15 protein-coding genes are annotated in these 13,351 nt (G+C 65.3%); 10 read left to right on the top strand and 5 right to left on the bottom strand.

The annotated features are described in order from the left end of the window. The first annotated feature begins 1 nt into the window (after position 1). From HMPREF3173_RS19785 to HMPREF3173_RS19740, 10 genes are read left to right on the top strand one after another with little or no spacing between them, the layout of a single operon-like run. Complete coding sequence (locus HMPREF3173_RS19785) at positions 2-544, top strand: pilus assembly protein (RefSeq protein WP_070575890.1); 543 nt, start codon at positions 2-4, stop codon at positions 542-544. Further along, positions 531-1,082 (top strand): type 4a pilus biogenesis protein PilO, encoded by a 552-nt coding sequence (gene pilO / locus HMPREF3173_RS19780; protein WP_070575888.1) that lies wholly within the window; start codon positions 531-533, stop codon positions 1,080-1,082. Before HMPREF3173_RS19785 ends, pilO begins: the two co-directional genes overlap by 14 nt. Continuing rightward, positions 1,082-1,591, top strand: a complete 510-nt coding sequence (locus tag HMPREF3173_RS19775) for a hypothetical protein (RefSeq protein ID WP_070575885.1) — start codon at positions 1,082-1,084, stop codon at positions 1,589-1,591. Before pilO ends, HMPREF3173_RS19775 begins: the two co-directional genes overlap by 1 nt. Next, positions 1,588-3,444: a secretin N-terminal domain-containing protein gene (locus HMPREF3173_RS19770; protein ID WP_070575884.1), complete on the top strand. Its 1,857-nt coding sequence runs from the start codon at positions 1,588-1,590 to the stop codon at positions 3,442-3,444. Before HMPREF3173_RS19775 ends, HMPREF3173_RS19770 begins: the two co-directional genes overlap by 4 nt. After that, the gene (locus tag HMPREF3173_RS19765; RefSeq protein ID WP_070575883.1) at positions 3,441-3,914 is read left to right on the top strand and encodes a type II secretion system protein; all 474 of its coding nucleotides are present in this window, start codon (positions 3,441-3,443) and stop codon (positions 3,912-3,914) included. The genes HMPREF3173_RS19770 and HMPREF3173_RS19765 overlap by 4 nt, the downstream gene beginning before the upstream one ends. 5 nt (positions 3,915-3,919) lie before the next feature. Further along, on the top strand, positions 3,920-4,294 hold the full coding sequence (locus tag HMPREF3173_RS19760) for a type II secretion system protein (protein ID WP_070575882.1): 375 nt from the start codon (positions 3,920-3,922) through the stop codon (positions 4,292-4,294). Beyond that, positions 4,269-4,796 carry a type II secretion system protein gene (locus HMPREF3173_RS19755; protein WP_070575880.1) on the top strand — a complete coding sequence of 176 codons (528 nt, stop codon included), beginning with the start codon at positions 4,269-4,271 and terminating at the stop codon, positions 4,794-4,796. The genes HMPREF3173_RS19760 and HMPREF3173_RS19755 overlap by 26 nt, the downstream gene beginning before the upstream one ends. Next, on the top strand, positions 4,793-5,194 hold the full coding sequence (csgE, locus tag HMPREF3173_RS19750; RefSeq protein ID WP_043214441.1) for a curli production assembly/transport protein CsgE: 402 nt from the start codon (positions 4,793-4,795) through the stop codon (positions 5,192-5,194). The genes HMPREF3173_RS19755 and csgE overlap by 4 nt, the downstream gene beginning before the upstream one ends. Further along, positions 5,191-5,610, top strand: a complete 420-nt coding sequence (locus HMPREF3173_RS19745; RefSeq protein WP_043214444.1) for a curli assembly protein CsgF — start codon at positions 5,191-5,193, stop codon at positions 5,608-5,610. The genes csgE and HMPREF3173_RS19745 overlap by 4 nt, the downstream gene beginning before the upstream one ends. A 29-nt stretch (positions 5,611-5,639) precedes the next feature. Then, positions 5,640-6,479 (top strand): CsgG/HfaB family protein, encoded by an 840-nt coding sequence (locus HMPREF3173_RS19740; RefSeq protein WP_070575878.1) that lies wholly within the window; start codon positions 5,640-5,642, stop codon positions 6,477-6,479. Between the two features lie 114 nt (positions 6,480-6,593). On the opposite strand, the gene alkB is transcribed toward HMPREF3173_RS19740, so the two are convergent. The 5 genes from alkB to HMPREF3173_RS19715 all read right to left on the bottom strand — a co-directional run bounded on the left by alkB (position 6,594) and on the right by HMPREF3173_RS19715 (position 13,105). Then, entirely contained in the window at positions 6,594-7,238 is a 645-nt protein-coding gene (gene alkB, locus HMPREF3173_RS19735) for a DNA oxidative demethylase AlkB (RefSeq protein WP_070575971.1), read from the bottom strand. A 296-nt stretch (positions 7,239-7,534) separates the two neighbouring features. Next, entirely contained in the window at positions 7,535-8,980 is a 1,446-nt protein-coding gene (locus HMPREF3173_RS19730; RefSeq protein ID WP_070575875.1) for a curlin, read from the bottom strand. Positions 8,981-8,996: 16 nt separating this feature from the next. Next, positions 8,997-9,479, bottom strand: a complete 483-nt coding sequence (locus HMPREF3173_RS19725; RefSeq protein ID WP_070575871.1) for a curlin — start codon at positions 9,477-9,479, stop codon at positions 8,997-8,999. 15 nt (positions 9,480-9,494) lie between these two features. After that, entirely contained in the window at positions 9,495-11,726 is a 2,232-nt protein-coding gene (locus HMPREF3173_RS19720; RefSeq protein ID WP_070575868.1) for an Ig-like domain-containing protein, read from the bottom strand. Between the two features lie 32 nt (positions 11,727-11,758). Further along, the gene (locus tag HMPREF3173_RS19715) at positions 11,759-13,105 is read right to left on the bottom strand and encodes a hypothetical protein (RefSeq protein ID WP_070575865.1); all 1,347 of its coding nucleotides are present in this window, start codon (positions 13,103-13,105) and stop codon (positions 11,759-11,761) included. Between the last annotated feature and the right edge of the window lie 246 nt (positions 13,106-13,351).

Below are 13,351 nucleotides of genomic sequence, written 5' to 3'. Positions count from 1 at the left end.
CATGCGCCGCCTCGATCTGGAATTCCAGCCAGCCCCCAGCAGCCCGATCGCCTGGTCGCTGCTGACCCTGGGGTGCGCCGTACTCGCAGCGATGCTGCTGATCGAGCAGCACTTGCAGGACGAACAGGCGGACCTTCAGGCCCGGGTCCATCTGCTCGAGCAGCAACTGGGGCGCCGCCCGGTCAGCGCCGCCCCCCTGAGCAGCGCCGCCAGCCGCGAGCAGGCCGAACAACTGGCGCAGATGCGCAGCGTCTCCCAGCAACTGCAACGGCCCTGGCAGCAACTGTTCGCCATGCTCGAGGGCATGCCCCAGGAAGATGTGGCACTGCTGAGCCTGACTCCCGATGCGCGCAAAGGCCAAGTCCGTATCGCTGCCGAAGCCCGCAACCTGGAAGCCATGCTCCAGTACCACCAGCGCCTGGAACGCAGCGAGGAACTGCGCGATGTCTCGCTGCTCAACCACGAGGTAGTGGCAGGCCAGCCCGAGCATCCGGTGCGCTTCAACCTGACCGCGACCTGGGAGACCGGCCATGCGCGTCCCTAGTCTGATTCTCCATGAGCGCCTTGCACGCCTGGGCCGTGTCGGGTGCGCCGCAGTCGCCGTCGGCGCTCTGGCGCTGTTGGTCGGGGTCACCTGGGTGCTGCCGCAATGGCAGGCCGTGCGGGAACTGCGGGCCAGCGAGGCGGATGCGGCGGTGCAGGTGCAACGGGTCAAGCGCGGCGAGCTCAAGGTGGCGCTCCAGCCTGAGCAGCAGGCGCTGGACAGTCTGCGTCAGCAACTGCCTGGACAACCCCAAGCCAGTGAGCTGATCGAGCGCCTGTATCACCTGGCCAGCGCCGAGCGCATCAGCCTGGCGCGTGGCGAGTACGCCTTGGGCGTCGACCCGAAAACCCAGCTGGCGCGCTACCAGATCGTGCTGCCTGTGCGCGGCAGCTATCCGCAGATCCGCGGTTTTCTCCAGGCGCTGCTCGGCCAGGTACCGACCTTGGTGCTCGAGGACCTGGAGCTGCAGCGCAAACGCATCGGTGAGCGCGAGCTCAACGGTCGCCTGCGCATGACCCTTTACCTGTCGAGGTCGTGATGAACACTCAACGCGCGGTGATGTGGGTCGGCTTCCTCGGGCTTTCAGGCGCTCTGGCCTGGGCGCCAGGGCACTGGTTCGGCGAGCAAGACGGTGTCGAGCCCTTCGCGGGCAAGCCCGCGCCGACGGCAACCGGCGCCCGCACAGCACCTGTGGCAGCGGATTTGCCCGCAAAAGGAAAAACACAGGCCTCAACAGACCTGTTTCCGGCCCAGCAATGGACCGCGCCAAAAACCATGGCCACCGTCACCGAGCAACCCGTTGCCCCGGCGCCGGTGGTGGAGGCCGCACCCACCGCCCCGGTGTTGCCGTTCCAGTTCGTCGGTCGCCTGGGGGATCGCGACGACCTGCAGGTGTTCCTGCAGAACGGCGAGAAACTCTATGTCGTGCGCCAGGGCGATGTCATCGAGCACACCTACCGCCTCGACCGGATCTCGGCCACTGAGCTGGACCTGGTCTACCTGCCTTTGCACCAGTCACAGACATTGTCTGTCGGGAGCGCACCATGAAGCCTTCGAAGTTGTGCAAGCCTGCTCCGTTCATGATGCTGGCATTGTGCGTGGCCCTGGCGGGCTGCGGCTCCAGCGGTACGCGCAAGGACAGCGCCGAGCTGATGAAGGAGGGCCAGTACGAGGCGGGCATCGCCATGCTCGAAGACGCGCTGCGTGAAGACCCGCGCGACACCGAGCTGAACATCGCCCTGGCCCATGGCCGCCAGCAGGCTGTCGAAGCGCTGCTGACCCAGTCCGACGCCGACCGCATCCGCCATGACTTCGCCAGTGCACGCATGGGCTATGGCCGGGTCCTGACCATCGAGCCGAACAACCGCCGCGCCCAGGAAGGCATTCGCCAACTGGAGCTGGTGCGCAACCTCGACGAACGTGTGGCCATGGGCCAGGCGGCGCTGCGCCAGGGCGACCTGTTCGGCGCCGAGCGCTACATGCGCGATGTGCTGCGCCTGGATCCGCAGAACCAGAAGGGCATTGCGCTGCGCAGCGACATCGAAAACGTTCAGGCGCGCACCGCGCAGCCGTTCCCGCAGCTACGCAGCAAGCTGGAGCGGCCGGTGACCCTGGAGTTCCGCGACGCCAACCTCAAGACCATCTTCGAGGTGCTGTCCCAGGTCGCCGGGATCAACTTCATCTTCGACAAAGACCTGCGCCCGGACATGAAAGCCACCATCTTCGTGCGCGATGTGCGCATCGAAGACGCCGTGGCCCTGCTGCTGGAGCAGAACCAGCTGCACCAGAAGATCGTCAACGACAACACCCTGCTGATCTACCCCGATTCCCCGCAGAAGACCAAGGACTACCAGGAACTGGTCATGCGCACGTTCTATCTGACCAGCATCGACGCCAACACCGCGTTGAACATGGTCAAGACGATGCTCAAGACCCGCGATGTGTTCGTCGATGAACGCCTGAACACCCTGACCATGCGCGATACCCCCGACGCCATCCGCATGGCCGAGAAGCTCTTGCAGTCCCAGGACCAGTCCAACCCGGAGGTGGTGCTGGAGGTGGAGGTGATGGAGGTGGCCCGGTCGCGCATCCTGGACTTGGGCCTGCAATGGCCCAGCACCTTCGGTGTGCTCAACGACGAGGGCAACCCGGTCAGCGTGCTCGACCAGCTGCGCGGCATCGACTCCAGCCGCATCAGCATCGCCCCGGCGCCCCAGGCCAAGATCAACGCCGCCGACAAGGACATCAACACCTTGGCCAGCCCGGTCATTCGCGTCAGCAACCGTGAGCAGGCGCGCATCCACATTGGCCAGCGGGTGCCGATCATCAGCGCCACTTCGGTGCCGTCGACCCAAGGCCCGGTGATCACTGAAAGTGTCACCTACCTGGATGTAGGTCTGAAACTCGAGGTGCAGCCCACCGTGCACCTGAACAACGAAGTGGCGATCAAGGTGGCCCTGGAAGTGAGCAACGCCACCCCGCTGGAGCCGACTCGCCAGGGCACCATCCCGGTCCAGGTCGATACCCGCAACGCCCAGACCAGCCTGCGCTTGCATGATGGCGAGACTCAGGTACTGGCGGGCCTGGTACGCAACGACCTGACCTCCAGCGGTAACAAGATCCCCGGCCTGGGTGACATCCCGGGCCTGGGGCGGCTGTTCGGCAGCAACCGCGACGACAAGAGCAAATCCGAGCTGGTGCTGGCGATCACCCCGCGCATCGTGCGCAACCTGCCGTACCAGAGCCCGTCGGACATGGAGTTCGCCACGGGCACCGAGTCGAGCCTGCAGGTCCGTCAGCAGATGATGGCCCCGGTGGCGCAGCCTGAGGCCGAGCCGACCCAGGGCGCGGTCGCCACCGTCCCGGCCGCGATCACCACCCCAGTGGGCCCACGGCCATGAAACGCCAGCAGCGGGGGTTCAGCCTCATCGAAGTGGTGGTGACCCTGGCACTGCTCGGGTTGCTCGCCAGCATGGCCGCGCCCTTGACCGAAACCGTGGTGCGCCGGGGCAAGGAGCAACAGCTGCGCGAAGCGCTGTATCAGATTCGCGACGCTATCGACGCCTACAAACGTGCCTTCGATGCCGGCTATATCGAGAAGCGCCTGGACAGCAGTGGCTACCCGCCGAGCCTGGAGGTGCTGGTCGAAGGGGTGCGCGATGTGCGCAGTGCCAAAGGGGCGAAGTTCTACTTTCTGCGGCGCATCCCCCATGACCCGTTGGTGGCGGCCAAGCGTGAGGACGAAGGGGGCTGGGGGCTGCGTGCCTACGACAGCAGCGCCGACAATCCGCGTGATGGCAAGGACGTCTTCGATGTGTACTCCAAGGCCAGCGGCATTGGCCTGAACGGCATCCCTTACGGGCAATGGTGACGGTCATGAAACGCAACCGTGGCTTTACCCTCATCGAGCTGCTGGTGGTCATGGCGATCATCGCCACCCTGATGACCATCGCCTTGCCGCGCTATTTCAACAGCCTGGAGGCCTCCCGCGAGGCCACGCTGCGCCAGAGCCTGGCCGTGCTGCGCGAGGCCCTGGACCATTACTACGGCGACACCGGCCATTACCCCGAGTCCTTGGAGCAACTGGTGGAGCAGCGCTACCTGCGCAAAACCCCGGTGGACCCGATTACCGAGCGCAGCGATGCCTGGCAACTGGTGCCGCCGCCGCAGGGCGTGACCGGTGGGGTGGCCGATATCAAAAGCGGTGCAACCGGGAGGGCGCGTGATGGCAGCCTCTATGCCGAATGGTAAGGCCTGCGCGGGCTTCACCTACCTGGGCGTGCTGTTTCTGATCGCGGTCAGCAGCATGGCCCTGGCCGCCACCGGCACCCTATGGGCCACGGCCGCCCAGCGCGAACACGAGCGCCAGCTGCTGTGGATCGGTGGCCAGTACGCCCAGGCGCTGCGCAGCTACTACCGTGCATCGCCGGGCCTGGCCCAGTACCCGCAGGCGCTGGAAGAGCTGCTGGAGGACAACCGGTTCCCATCGCCCCAGCGGCACATCCGCCGCTTGTACCCCGACCCGATCACCAGCGGCGAAGATTGGGGCCTGCTGCGTTCGGAGGACGGGCGGATCACCGGCATTCACAGCCGTTCGGATGCCACGCCACTCAAACGCAGTGGGTTCGATGCCCAGTGGTCCGGTTTCGAGGGGCTCGAGCACTACAGCGACTGGCAATTCGTCGCCGAGCAGCCGTTCGCCGAGGGTAGCGGCGCAGCCCGTACCCACAGCGGCCCAGGAGATACGCCATGAAGCCGCTCGCTGCTCTGTGCTGCCTGTGCCTGCTGCTTGCCTTGCCTGGCACCCCGGCCCGTGCTGACGCCGAGGACGAGATGAAGGGGTTCATCGTCGACAACACCATCTCGCACATCGGCCATGACTTCTACAACGACTTCACCGACCGCCTGCGCGCCACGAGCCGCCTGGATTTCAACCTGGTGGTGCGCGAACGCCCCGACGCCCGTTGGGGCAGCCTGGTGACGGTGGAGTACGAACGCGAGGTGTTGTACCGGCGCTTCCTGCCGCCCAATACCACGCAACTCAAAGACGAGGCCGTCGCGGCGGCGGACCTGGTCAAGCAGCAGATCATCCAGCGCAAGCTGCAACGGCTGCTGCAGGACACCACTGATCTGGAGAGGGACGAGCTATGAGCAACCACATTTCCCGGTGCGTCGCCGTCTGCCTGCTGGCCGGCGCCTTTGCCGGTCACACCCAGGCCACGGAGCTTGTGTACACCCCGGTCAATCCGGCGTTCGGCGGCAACCCGCTCAACGGCACCTGGCTTTTGAACAACGCCCAGGCGCAGAACGACCATGACGACCCAGACCTCAAGGACCGCGCCTCGGCCTTCGCCGGCACCTCGGCCTTGGAGCGCTTCAGCAACCAGCTCGAGTCGCGGTTGTTGTCCCAGTTGCTGGACAACATCAACGACGGCAAGACCGGCAGCCTCTCTACGGATTCGTTCCTGATCGATGTGATCGACGACTCCGGGGCCCTCAGCATCAAGGTCACCGACCGTGCGACAGGGGAAGTCTCGATCATCGAGGTCAGCGGCCTGAACCCCTGAGAGGGACGGGCCAATAGGGGAGAACGACCATGAAACGCTTGCTGAGCACACTGCTGATCCTCGCCACCTTGCAAGGCTGCGGCCTGCGCGAGCCGATGCCCGCAGAACAGGATACGGAGACCCCGACCCTGACCCCGCGCGCCTCGACCTACTACGACTTGATCAACATGCCACGGCCCAAGGGCAGGCTGATGGCAGTGGTGTACGGCTTCCGTGACCAGACCGGGCAGTACAAGCCGACCCCGGCAAGCTCCTTCTCCACCAGCGTCACCCAAGGCGCGGCGAGCATGTTGATGGACGCCTTGAGCGCCAGCGGCTGGTTCGTGGTCCTGGAGCGCGAGGGCCTGCAGAACCTGTTGACCGAGCGCAAGATCATCCGCGCTTCGCAAAAGAAACCCGACGCGCCCTTGAACATCCAGGGCGAGTTGCCGCCACTGCAGGCGGCCAACCTGATGCTCGAAGGCGGCATCATCGCCTACGACACCAACGTGCGCAGCGGCGGGGAGGGTGCTCGGTATCTGGGCATCGACATATCCCGTGAGTACCGCGTCGATCAGGTGACCGTGAACCTGCGGGCGGTGGATGTGCGCAGTGGCCAAGTGCTGGCCAATGTGATGACCAGCAAGACCATCTATTCGGTCGGTCGCAGCGCCGGGGTGTTCAAGTTCATCGAGTTCAAGAAACTGCTCGAAGCCGAGGTGGGCTATACCACCAACGAACCGGCCCAGCTGTGCGTGCTGTCGGCGATCGAGGCGGCTGTGGGACACCTGCTGGCCCAGGGCATCGAGCGCCGGTTGTGGCAGGTGGCGGATGCAGGAGAGGGCAACGCGCAGGTGGACAAGTTCCTGAGCCAGAACCAGCAGCAGTGATTGGCTTAACTGCCTCTTCGCGGATGAACCTGCGCCCACCAGCGTCGCCCCCCGATGCGGTGCGATCCTGGTGGCGCGGGCTGATCCGCGAACAGGTCAGAGCGCTTTCTACCGTCAACGCGCCTTGCGCAGTGTCAGGTTGATCCGCCGCTCACCCATCCTCGGGTGTACACCCGGCTTGATCGGCATCACCCCGTGATAGCGCAGCCGATCCTCACCGCCCCATACCAGCACATCGCCGTGGCTCAAGGGTATCCGCTGAGTCCGGTCCGAACGTTGCAACCCACCGAATAGAAACACCGCCGGCAGCCCCAGGGACAGCGACACGATCGGCTGGCCGAAATCGCGCTCGTCACGGTCCTGGTGCAAGGTCAAGCGAGTGCCCGGAACGTAGTGGTTGATCAGGCAGGCGTCCGGGACGAAGCCATCGAAACCGGCAGCGCAGGCGGCGCGATCGGCAAGATCGAGCAGAACCTCGGGCATGGCCGGCCAGGGCAGGCCGGTCTTGGGGTCGGTGGGGCTGTAGCGGTAGCCTTGCTCGTCGCTGACCCAGCCCTGGGCGCCGCAGTTGGTCAGTGCCACGGCCATGTGCAGGCCGCCCGGGGTGCGCATATGGCGAAAGGGCGCGGCGCGCAATACCGGGCGCAGGGCATCGAGTACAGCCTCGATTTCGGCCAGGGCGAAGCCTGGCAGCAGCACCGTGTGACTGGCCAGGCGTTGCGGCTGCGGGCCGAACAGGTCGAGGTCGGATTGGATCATGGGGTTGGCGTCGGTTGGGTCTGCACGCATTGTAATGCCGGCGGCCTGTCCGTGGGCCAGTCGAAGCGACGAACCGTCCAGCCTGCGCGGTGTGAGCGCTGCCCCCTTCGCGGGTAAATCCGCTCCCACAAGGCGTCGCGCTCAAGCCCTGTGGGAGCGAATTTACCCGCGAAGGGGCAGCGGTGACTTCAAGCCAAGCGCTGTGACAGGGGAGAGGGTTTATCGCCAAGGAAGGGGGAATAAAAAGGAACCGCGGCGCCAGGGAGAGGGAACACCGCGGTCCAAGGGGGGACCCGCTACTGCTGGGTGACGATGGCAGTGTTGGTGCTGCCGTACTGGGTGATGGCGGCGTTCTGGTTCATGTTGCTCTGAGTGACGGTCGCCAGGTTGCCGGTGCCGCCCTGGGTGACATAGGCGACGTTGGCGACATCGGTCTGGGTGATGTTGGCGGTGTTGCCACTGCCATACAGTTGGTAGGTGTAGCTTTGGTTGCCCTGGCCGGACTGGTCGAGGTTGATGACGTTGCCGTTACCGGCGCTCAAGCCCTCGGCGTAGTTGCCGCCGTCGCGTTGCGCGGCGATGAGCAGGTTGTCGCTGCCATTTTGCTCGAAGTACAGCTCGTTGTTGCCATCGACCTGGTTGGTCTCCATGGTGTTGCGGTTGCCTTTCTGCTCGAGCTTGGCCACCTGGTTCATGCCTTCCTGGTTGAAGTTGACGCTGTTGCCGTTGCCGTTCTGCTTGACCTGGGCTGTCTGGCTGCTGCCGAACTGGCCGCCGAACTTCTCGCCCTTCCAGTTACTGGCCAGGACCTTGTTGCCGTTGCCGGTGGTGTCGATGGTCAGGCTGTGGTTGTCGCCGGTCTGGTAGGTGAAGTGCAGGTTGTCCTTGCCGTTCTGGGTGATGTCGACCACCGAGTGGGTGGACTCGAACTGGTCCGACCAACTGGCGTTGCGCTGGCCGCTCTGGGACAGATGGGCGGAGTTGGCCTCGCCGAAGCTCTGGTCGATGTAGCCCTCGTTGAGCTGGCCTTGCTGATAGACACTGGCCTGGCTGGCGACCTGGGTGTCCTGCCATACCTCTACAGAGTGGCCGCTACCGACCTGCTGGATGTCGATGGTGCCGCCCAGGCCGTTGCGCTGGTCGCCATAGGCCCAGCTGGCCTGGCCCTTCTGCCCGATGCGGATATCGCCGTTGTCATGGAGGATGTGCTCGGCGGCGGCGGTGTTGCCGGTGCCTTCCTGCATGATCTGGGCGCGGTTGTTGGTGCCGCCGATCAATTGCTCGACCACCGCATCGTTGGCACTGCCTTGCTGCAGCGTGGTGGCCTGGGCTCCAGTCTGGAACTCCTGGAACACCCTGGACATGTTGCCGGTGCCCTGCTGGACCTGCAGCACCTGGTTGTCCTGGCCCAGTGACTGGCTGGAGAAGTTGTCGTTTAGGCTGCCGCCGGAGCGCTGGAGGGTCTTGCTGCCGTTCTCCAGGATCTGGTCGGCGTAGCCGGCGTTGTAGGAGCCGGTGGCGCTCTGGCTGATGTCGCTGGTGCTGGTGTCCTGCACGGCCAGGTGGTTGTGGCCCTGGCCGGTCTGGTCCTGGGTGACCGAGGCGTAGGGGGCGACGGTCTGCAGGACTTCGGCGATGTTCGCCTTGCCCTGCTGGTTCTGGGTCGAGGTGCTGTCATCGGCCATGACCTGGCCGGCGATCGCCAGGACAACGGCGGCGCTTAAGGGAGCGAGCTTGAACATGGTGGTGCCTCCAGGTCTAACGGTATTGAGTGATCTGAACATGTTGGCCATTGCCAGCCTGGGTCACGGCGCTGGTCAGCCCCGTGCCGCTCTGCTGGATGCTGGCGGTGTTGTAGTTGCCGAACTGCTCGATCGAGGCGCTGTTGTTGCTACCGCTCTGGCGGATGGCAGCGTTGTTGCCCTGGCCCTGTTGCACGATCGAGGCCATCAGGTCGCTGCCTTCCTGCAGGATGTACGCCTCCTGCGCCCCCCCGGCCTGGACGATCCGGCCCAGCAGGGCCTGACCGTTCTGGTCGAGGGCGGCGCGGTTGCCCGAACCTTGCTGCTCGATGACCGCCATCTGGCCGGCACCTGCGGGGATCAGGCGCACGATCACCGGTTCTCCTAGGTCGTTGCCCAGCGCAAGGTCGGCATTGTCCATCAGGTCGTCGGCCCAGCCGCTCTGGAGGGCCTGGCCCGCCAGGGCCAGGCAGAGCAGCAGTGGATTCAGGCGTTTCATGGCAGTCTCCCGGGCTTACTGCAGCCTGACCGGCACGGTGCGAACAGTGCCTTGGCTGGTACGGATGGTCGCTGACGGCGTGGCGGTCGGTACCAGGGTGGTGCTGTTGCTCACGATCACCCGCCAGCGTCCGGTCAGTGGTACTGCGGTGCTGCCCAGGGTCACCAGACCGTTACGGGTGGTCACCTGCACCGTGACGGTGTTGCCGGTGGTCACCGAGGACGTACCGCTGATGTCCCAGTTGTAACGGTTGTTGGAGCGTGCGGTGACCGTCGCTGCGGTGACCGTGAGGGTCTCGGTCGGCGGCTTGGGCGAGACCTGCACGGTGACGGTGCCATTGCCGGATAGCGCGCCGATCGAGTCCCGTACCACATAGGTGAACGTGGTGGTGAAGGGCGCGGTGACGGTGGCCGGTGGGGTGTAGGTGACCGTGGTGCCGTTGTGGCTGACCGTGCCGCGACCGACGGGTGGCTGAGTGACACTGGCCACGGCCAGCGGCAGGTTGCCTTCAGGGTCGGTGTCGTTGGCCAGCACGTTGATGGTCAGCGGTACACCCAGGGTCGCGACACTGTCGGCGACAGCGGTCGGTGCGCGGTTGGGCACGACGTTGACGGTCACCGTGGCAGGCTCGGACTTCAGCCCTTTGGCGTCCTGGGCGCGATAGCTGAAGATCGCCGGGAAGGCCGTGGTGGCACCGACAGGCGGGGTATAGGTCACCGACGTGGTGCCGTTGAGGACCACCGAGCCCAGGCCTGTACCCGGTTGGGTGAGATCGGTGATGGTCAACGGCATGTCGCCGTCGGGGTCCGTGTCGTTGGTCAGCAAGTTGAGGGTCAGCGGTACGCCGACACTGGTCCCACCGACATCGGCCTGAGCCAGCGGCGGCTGGTTCTCGGCGACGACCGGTGCGTTGCCCACCACCGTTACCGGCTCGACGTCACTGCCGCCGCGGGCGGACTTGACCGTGACGGTGGCAGGTGGCTGGGTCAGGTCGGTGACGGTCAGGGTCTGCAGCGTGCCGGACTTGGACAGGCGACCATAGCCCTGGGCCACCAGGTCCGGTATCTGCACTTCGTCACTGGAGCTGGCCTCGATCACCAGGCGTTTGCTGGCCCAGTCGAAATGCGCGGTGCGAATCTTCACCACGTCGCTGAGCTTGCTGGACAACGCTGTTGGCCGAGTGCCACCTGTGGTGCTGCTGGCGGTGACCACCACCACAGGTGGCGGTGCGGCTTGGTTCAACTGCTGGCTGAAGAACAGCCCGTTGTTGTCGGACAACAAGTTGAATTCACAGGGCGTACCCGGGTTGCCGACCAGTGCCAGGCCATAGCGCATGCACAGGCTGGCATCGCTCGGCGCCTTGGCGAAGACCTCGACGCGGGTACCGTTGCCGTTACGTTGATAGGTGGCACGCTCCAGGTTCACGGGTGTCTGCGCGCGCGGGTCGAGGACCTTGCCCGAGAGCGTGAACACGTCGGTCTGGATGTGTCCGGCCGGGCCGTCGATGGCCACGAAGTTGGTATTGAACGGGCTGCCGGTCACTGCCTCGGTGATATTGGGGTCGCCGATGAAGGTATCGGTGGCACCGGTGTCCGGGTTGAGCTCGGTATAGAAGCCCGTAGCGCTGCGCAGGAACGGCCCGATGTCGCCTTGGAGCGCACCGCTGAAGTCGCCCGGCGCGCCAATGCCGATGTCGCGGGTGATGTTGATCGCGCGCCGGCCGGGGGTGTTGACCACCACGGTTTCGACGCCATAGGGGTGGGTGATGCGGTAGGTGCCGGCGGTCGGTACCGAGGCGCGGATGCGGATTCGGGCGAAACTCTGCTGGTCGCCGTCCACCGGGCTCTCGGAGGCGAACGCCGCTTCGATGCCGGCGACATACACTTCCAGTTCATAGCCGCTGTTGCCCACGGCAGGAATCGACGTTTCGGCTAGGAACCAGAACATCTCAGGCGGCCAGTTATCTGGGAATACCAGCGGCAGTGTGTCGTCATACACGCCCGGCTCTGGCAGCAAGGTGCACATGTACGCAGGTGCTCCGGGTGCGCCAGGTGCCCGTGAGCTGGTGGCGCGCGACTGACACAGCTCCAGCGACAGTTCGCTGGCGTCCTTGTACCACATCGGATAACCGCCGGTTGACAGGGTGTAGGGGCCTGGATCGACCTCGGTGAGCGCAGCCGATACCGCGCCGCTGAGAGAGAGGGAGAGCCCGGCGGCGTAAAGCGCCCGGCGTGGCCAAGTGTTCATGCTGCCTCCTTGAAGGCGAAGCCTTTGTCTGTTCATGGCACCAGCACCACGTCTTCGCTGTCGCTACCGCCGTTGTCGCTGGTGACGTGCACCTTCGCGGGCGGAATAGGCGAAAGCCCTGTGCTCAATGTCTTCACCGCACCGTCGCCGGAGAGGCTGCCGATCAGCGCGCCATTGCCGGTGCGCGCGACCATGGGCGGTGGGGAGGTCTCGTCGCTGCTGCTGGCGACCAGGGTCAGCTGACCGCTGGACAAGCTGTATTCGGCGCGGGTGATGGTCACCAGGTCGGTCAGCGGCAGATTGGCGGTGGTGGCGGTGCTGGTGGGAATGGCCAGGCTGTTGTCAGCGCTGAGGGTCAGGGTGGCCGGCAGCGTTGGGTCGAGCGTGGACTGGCCGTACCAGGTGCCGGTCTTGTTGGCTTCGGTCAGCGGCAGGTTGGGGGACTGGCTGGTCAAGCTGACCGTGGCCGGTGGCGGCGGCGCCAAGGCGAACACATCCTGCTGGGCGCGCAAGTCCCCATTTTCGGTGTGACGTGAGTAGGTGCTGCGTTGAGGCAGCAACGGGGTCGGCAGGTTGACCGTGGACAGTTTGCCGGACACGGCGAACAGCTCGGTACGCAGGTCGATGCCGTTAGGGCCCTCGATGCGTACGAAGTTGGTATTGAACGGGCTGCCGGTCACGGCTTCGTTCAGGTTCGGGTCGCCGATGAACTGCTCGCTGGCCCCGGTGCTGGGATTGGTCTCGGTGTACGGGCCGTTGACGCTGCGCAGGAACGGGCCGATGTCACCCTTGAGCGCACCGGTGAAGTTGCCTGGCGAGCCGATGCCGATGTCGCGGGTCATGTTGATGGCCCGACGGCCCGGGGTGGCCACGTCGAACACCTCGACGCCGTAGGGGTGGGTGATGATGTAGGTCCCCGCAGTGGGGACATCGACGCGGATGCGCACCCGGGCGAAACTCACCTGGTCGCCTTCTTTGGGCTCCTCGGCGCTAAAGGCTGCCTCGACCGCCGAGACATAGCCCAGGTCGATGCCGCGAGCGGCGTCGACGATCGCGGCATCGGCGGTAAACCAGAATGCCTCGTCGGGGAAGTTGGTGGGGAAAACGATCGGCTGGGTATCGTCGAACACGCCCGGGGTCGGCAGCAGCGTGCACATGTACGACGGCGCGCCTGGAGCACCAGGCACCCGTGAGCTGACCGCCTTGGTCAGGCACAGGTCCAATACCCGGCCGTGGGTGTCCTGGTACCACGCGGCGAAGCCGCCGTTCTCCGGTGTGTAGGTGCCCTGGTCGACTGCATTGAGTGCAGCCTGGGCCGGAAGCTGGAGCATGCTGGCGAAGATCGCCACTGCCAGCGGGTGGGGTGGCGGTCGGTGCATGAGTCAAACCCTCCTGCAAACGGGCCCATGGGTTGGGGCGTCTGCACAGGGATCGGCAACAGCCGTGCCAGTTTTTTGATATTGCGCTGCAGACCTTGCAGAACGGGGCCCCTGATGGTTTCACAAGGGGCATTGACGGCTCGCGGTAGTGGGCTGAGTCCCCCAGCATTGGGGAATTGGGGCGCGCCTGGTGGGGCGTCATTTTCGCGGGGTCAACCCGAGCCCGGGCGGGTTTGATCCCTGTGT

It is taken from the genome of Pseudomonas sp. HMSC08G10 (assembly GCF_001808425.1).
GTDB lineage: Bacteria > Pseudomonadota > Gammaproteobacteria > Pseudomonadales > Pseudomonadaceae > Aquipseudomonas > Aquipseudomonas guariconensis.
Note: the sequence above shows the minus strand (reverse complement) of the source record. Positions and strands in the feature narration are given on the sequence as shown.

Bases quoted from the DNA above. Each gene is read 5' to 3' on its own strand.
- HMPREF3173_RS19785 (WP_070575890.1), top strand. From the start codon at position 2: ATGCGCCGCCTCGATCTGGAATTCCAGCCAGCCCCCAGCAGCCCGATC.
- pilO (WP_070575888.1), top strand. From the start codon at position 531: ATGCGCGTCCCTAGTCTGATTCTCCATGAGCGCCTTGCACGCCTGGGC.
- HMPREF3173_RS19775 (WP_070575885.1), top strand. From the start codon at position 1,082: ATGAACACTCAACGCGCGGTGATGTGGGTCGGCTTCCTCGGGCTTTCA.
- HMPREF3173_RS19770 (WP_070575884.1), top strand. From the start codon at position 1,588: ATGAAGCCTTCGAAGTTGTGCAAGCCTGCTCCGTTCATGATGCTGGCA.
- HMPREF3173_RS19765 (WP_070575883.1), top strand. From the start codon at position 3,441: ATGAAACGCCAGCAGCGGGGGTTCAGCCTCATCGAAGTGGTGGTGACC.
- HMPREF3173_RS19760 (WP_070575882.1), top strand. From the start codon at position 3,920: ATGAAACGCAACCGTGGCTTTACCCTCATCGAGCTGCTGGTGGTCATG.
- HMPREF3173_RS19755 (WP_070575880.1), top strand. From the start codon at position 4,269: ATGGCAGCCTCTATGCCGAATGGTAAGGCCTGCGCGGGCTTCACCTAC.
- csgE (WP_043214441.1), top strand. From the start codon at position 4,793: ATGAAGCCGCTCGCTGCTCTGTGCTGCCTGTGCCTGCTGCTTGCCTTG.
- HMPREF3173_RS19745 (WP_043214444.1), top strand. From the start codon at position 5,191: ATGAGCAACCACATTTCCCGGTGCGTCGCCGTCTGCCTGCTGGCCGGC.
- HMPREF3173_RS19740 (WP_070575878.1), top strand. From the start codon at position 5,640: ATGAAACGCTTGCTGAGCACACTGCTGATCCTCGCCACCTTGCAAGGC.
- alkB (WP_070575971.1), bottom strand. From the start codon at position 7,238: ATGATCCAATCCGACCTCGACCTGTTCGGCCCGCAGCCGCAACGCCTG.
- HMPREF3173_RS19730 (WP_070575875.1), bottom strand. From the start codon at position 8,980: ATGTTCAAGCTCGCTCCCTTAAGCGCCGCCGTTGTCCTGGCGATCGCC.
- HMPREF3173_RS19725 (WP_070575871.1), bottom strand. From the start codon at position 9,479: ATGAAACGCCTGAATCCACTGCTGCTCTGCCTGGCCCTGGCGGGCCAG.
- HMPREF3173_RS19720 (WP_070575868.1), bottom strand. From the start codon at position 11,726: ATGAACACTTGGCCACGCCGGGCGCTTTACGCCGCCGGGCTCTCCCTC.
- HMPREF3173_RS19715 (WP_070575865.1), bottom strand. From the start codon at position 13,105: ATGCACCGACCGCCACCCCACCCGCTGGCAGTGGCGATCTTCGCCAGC.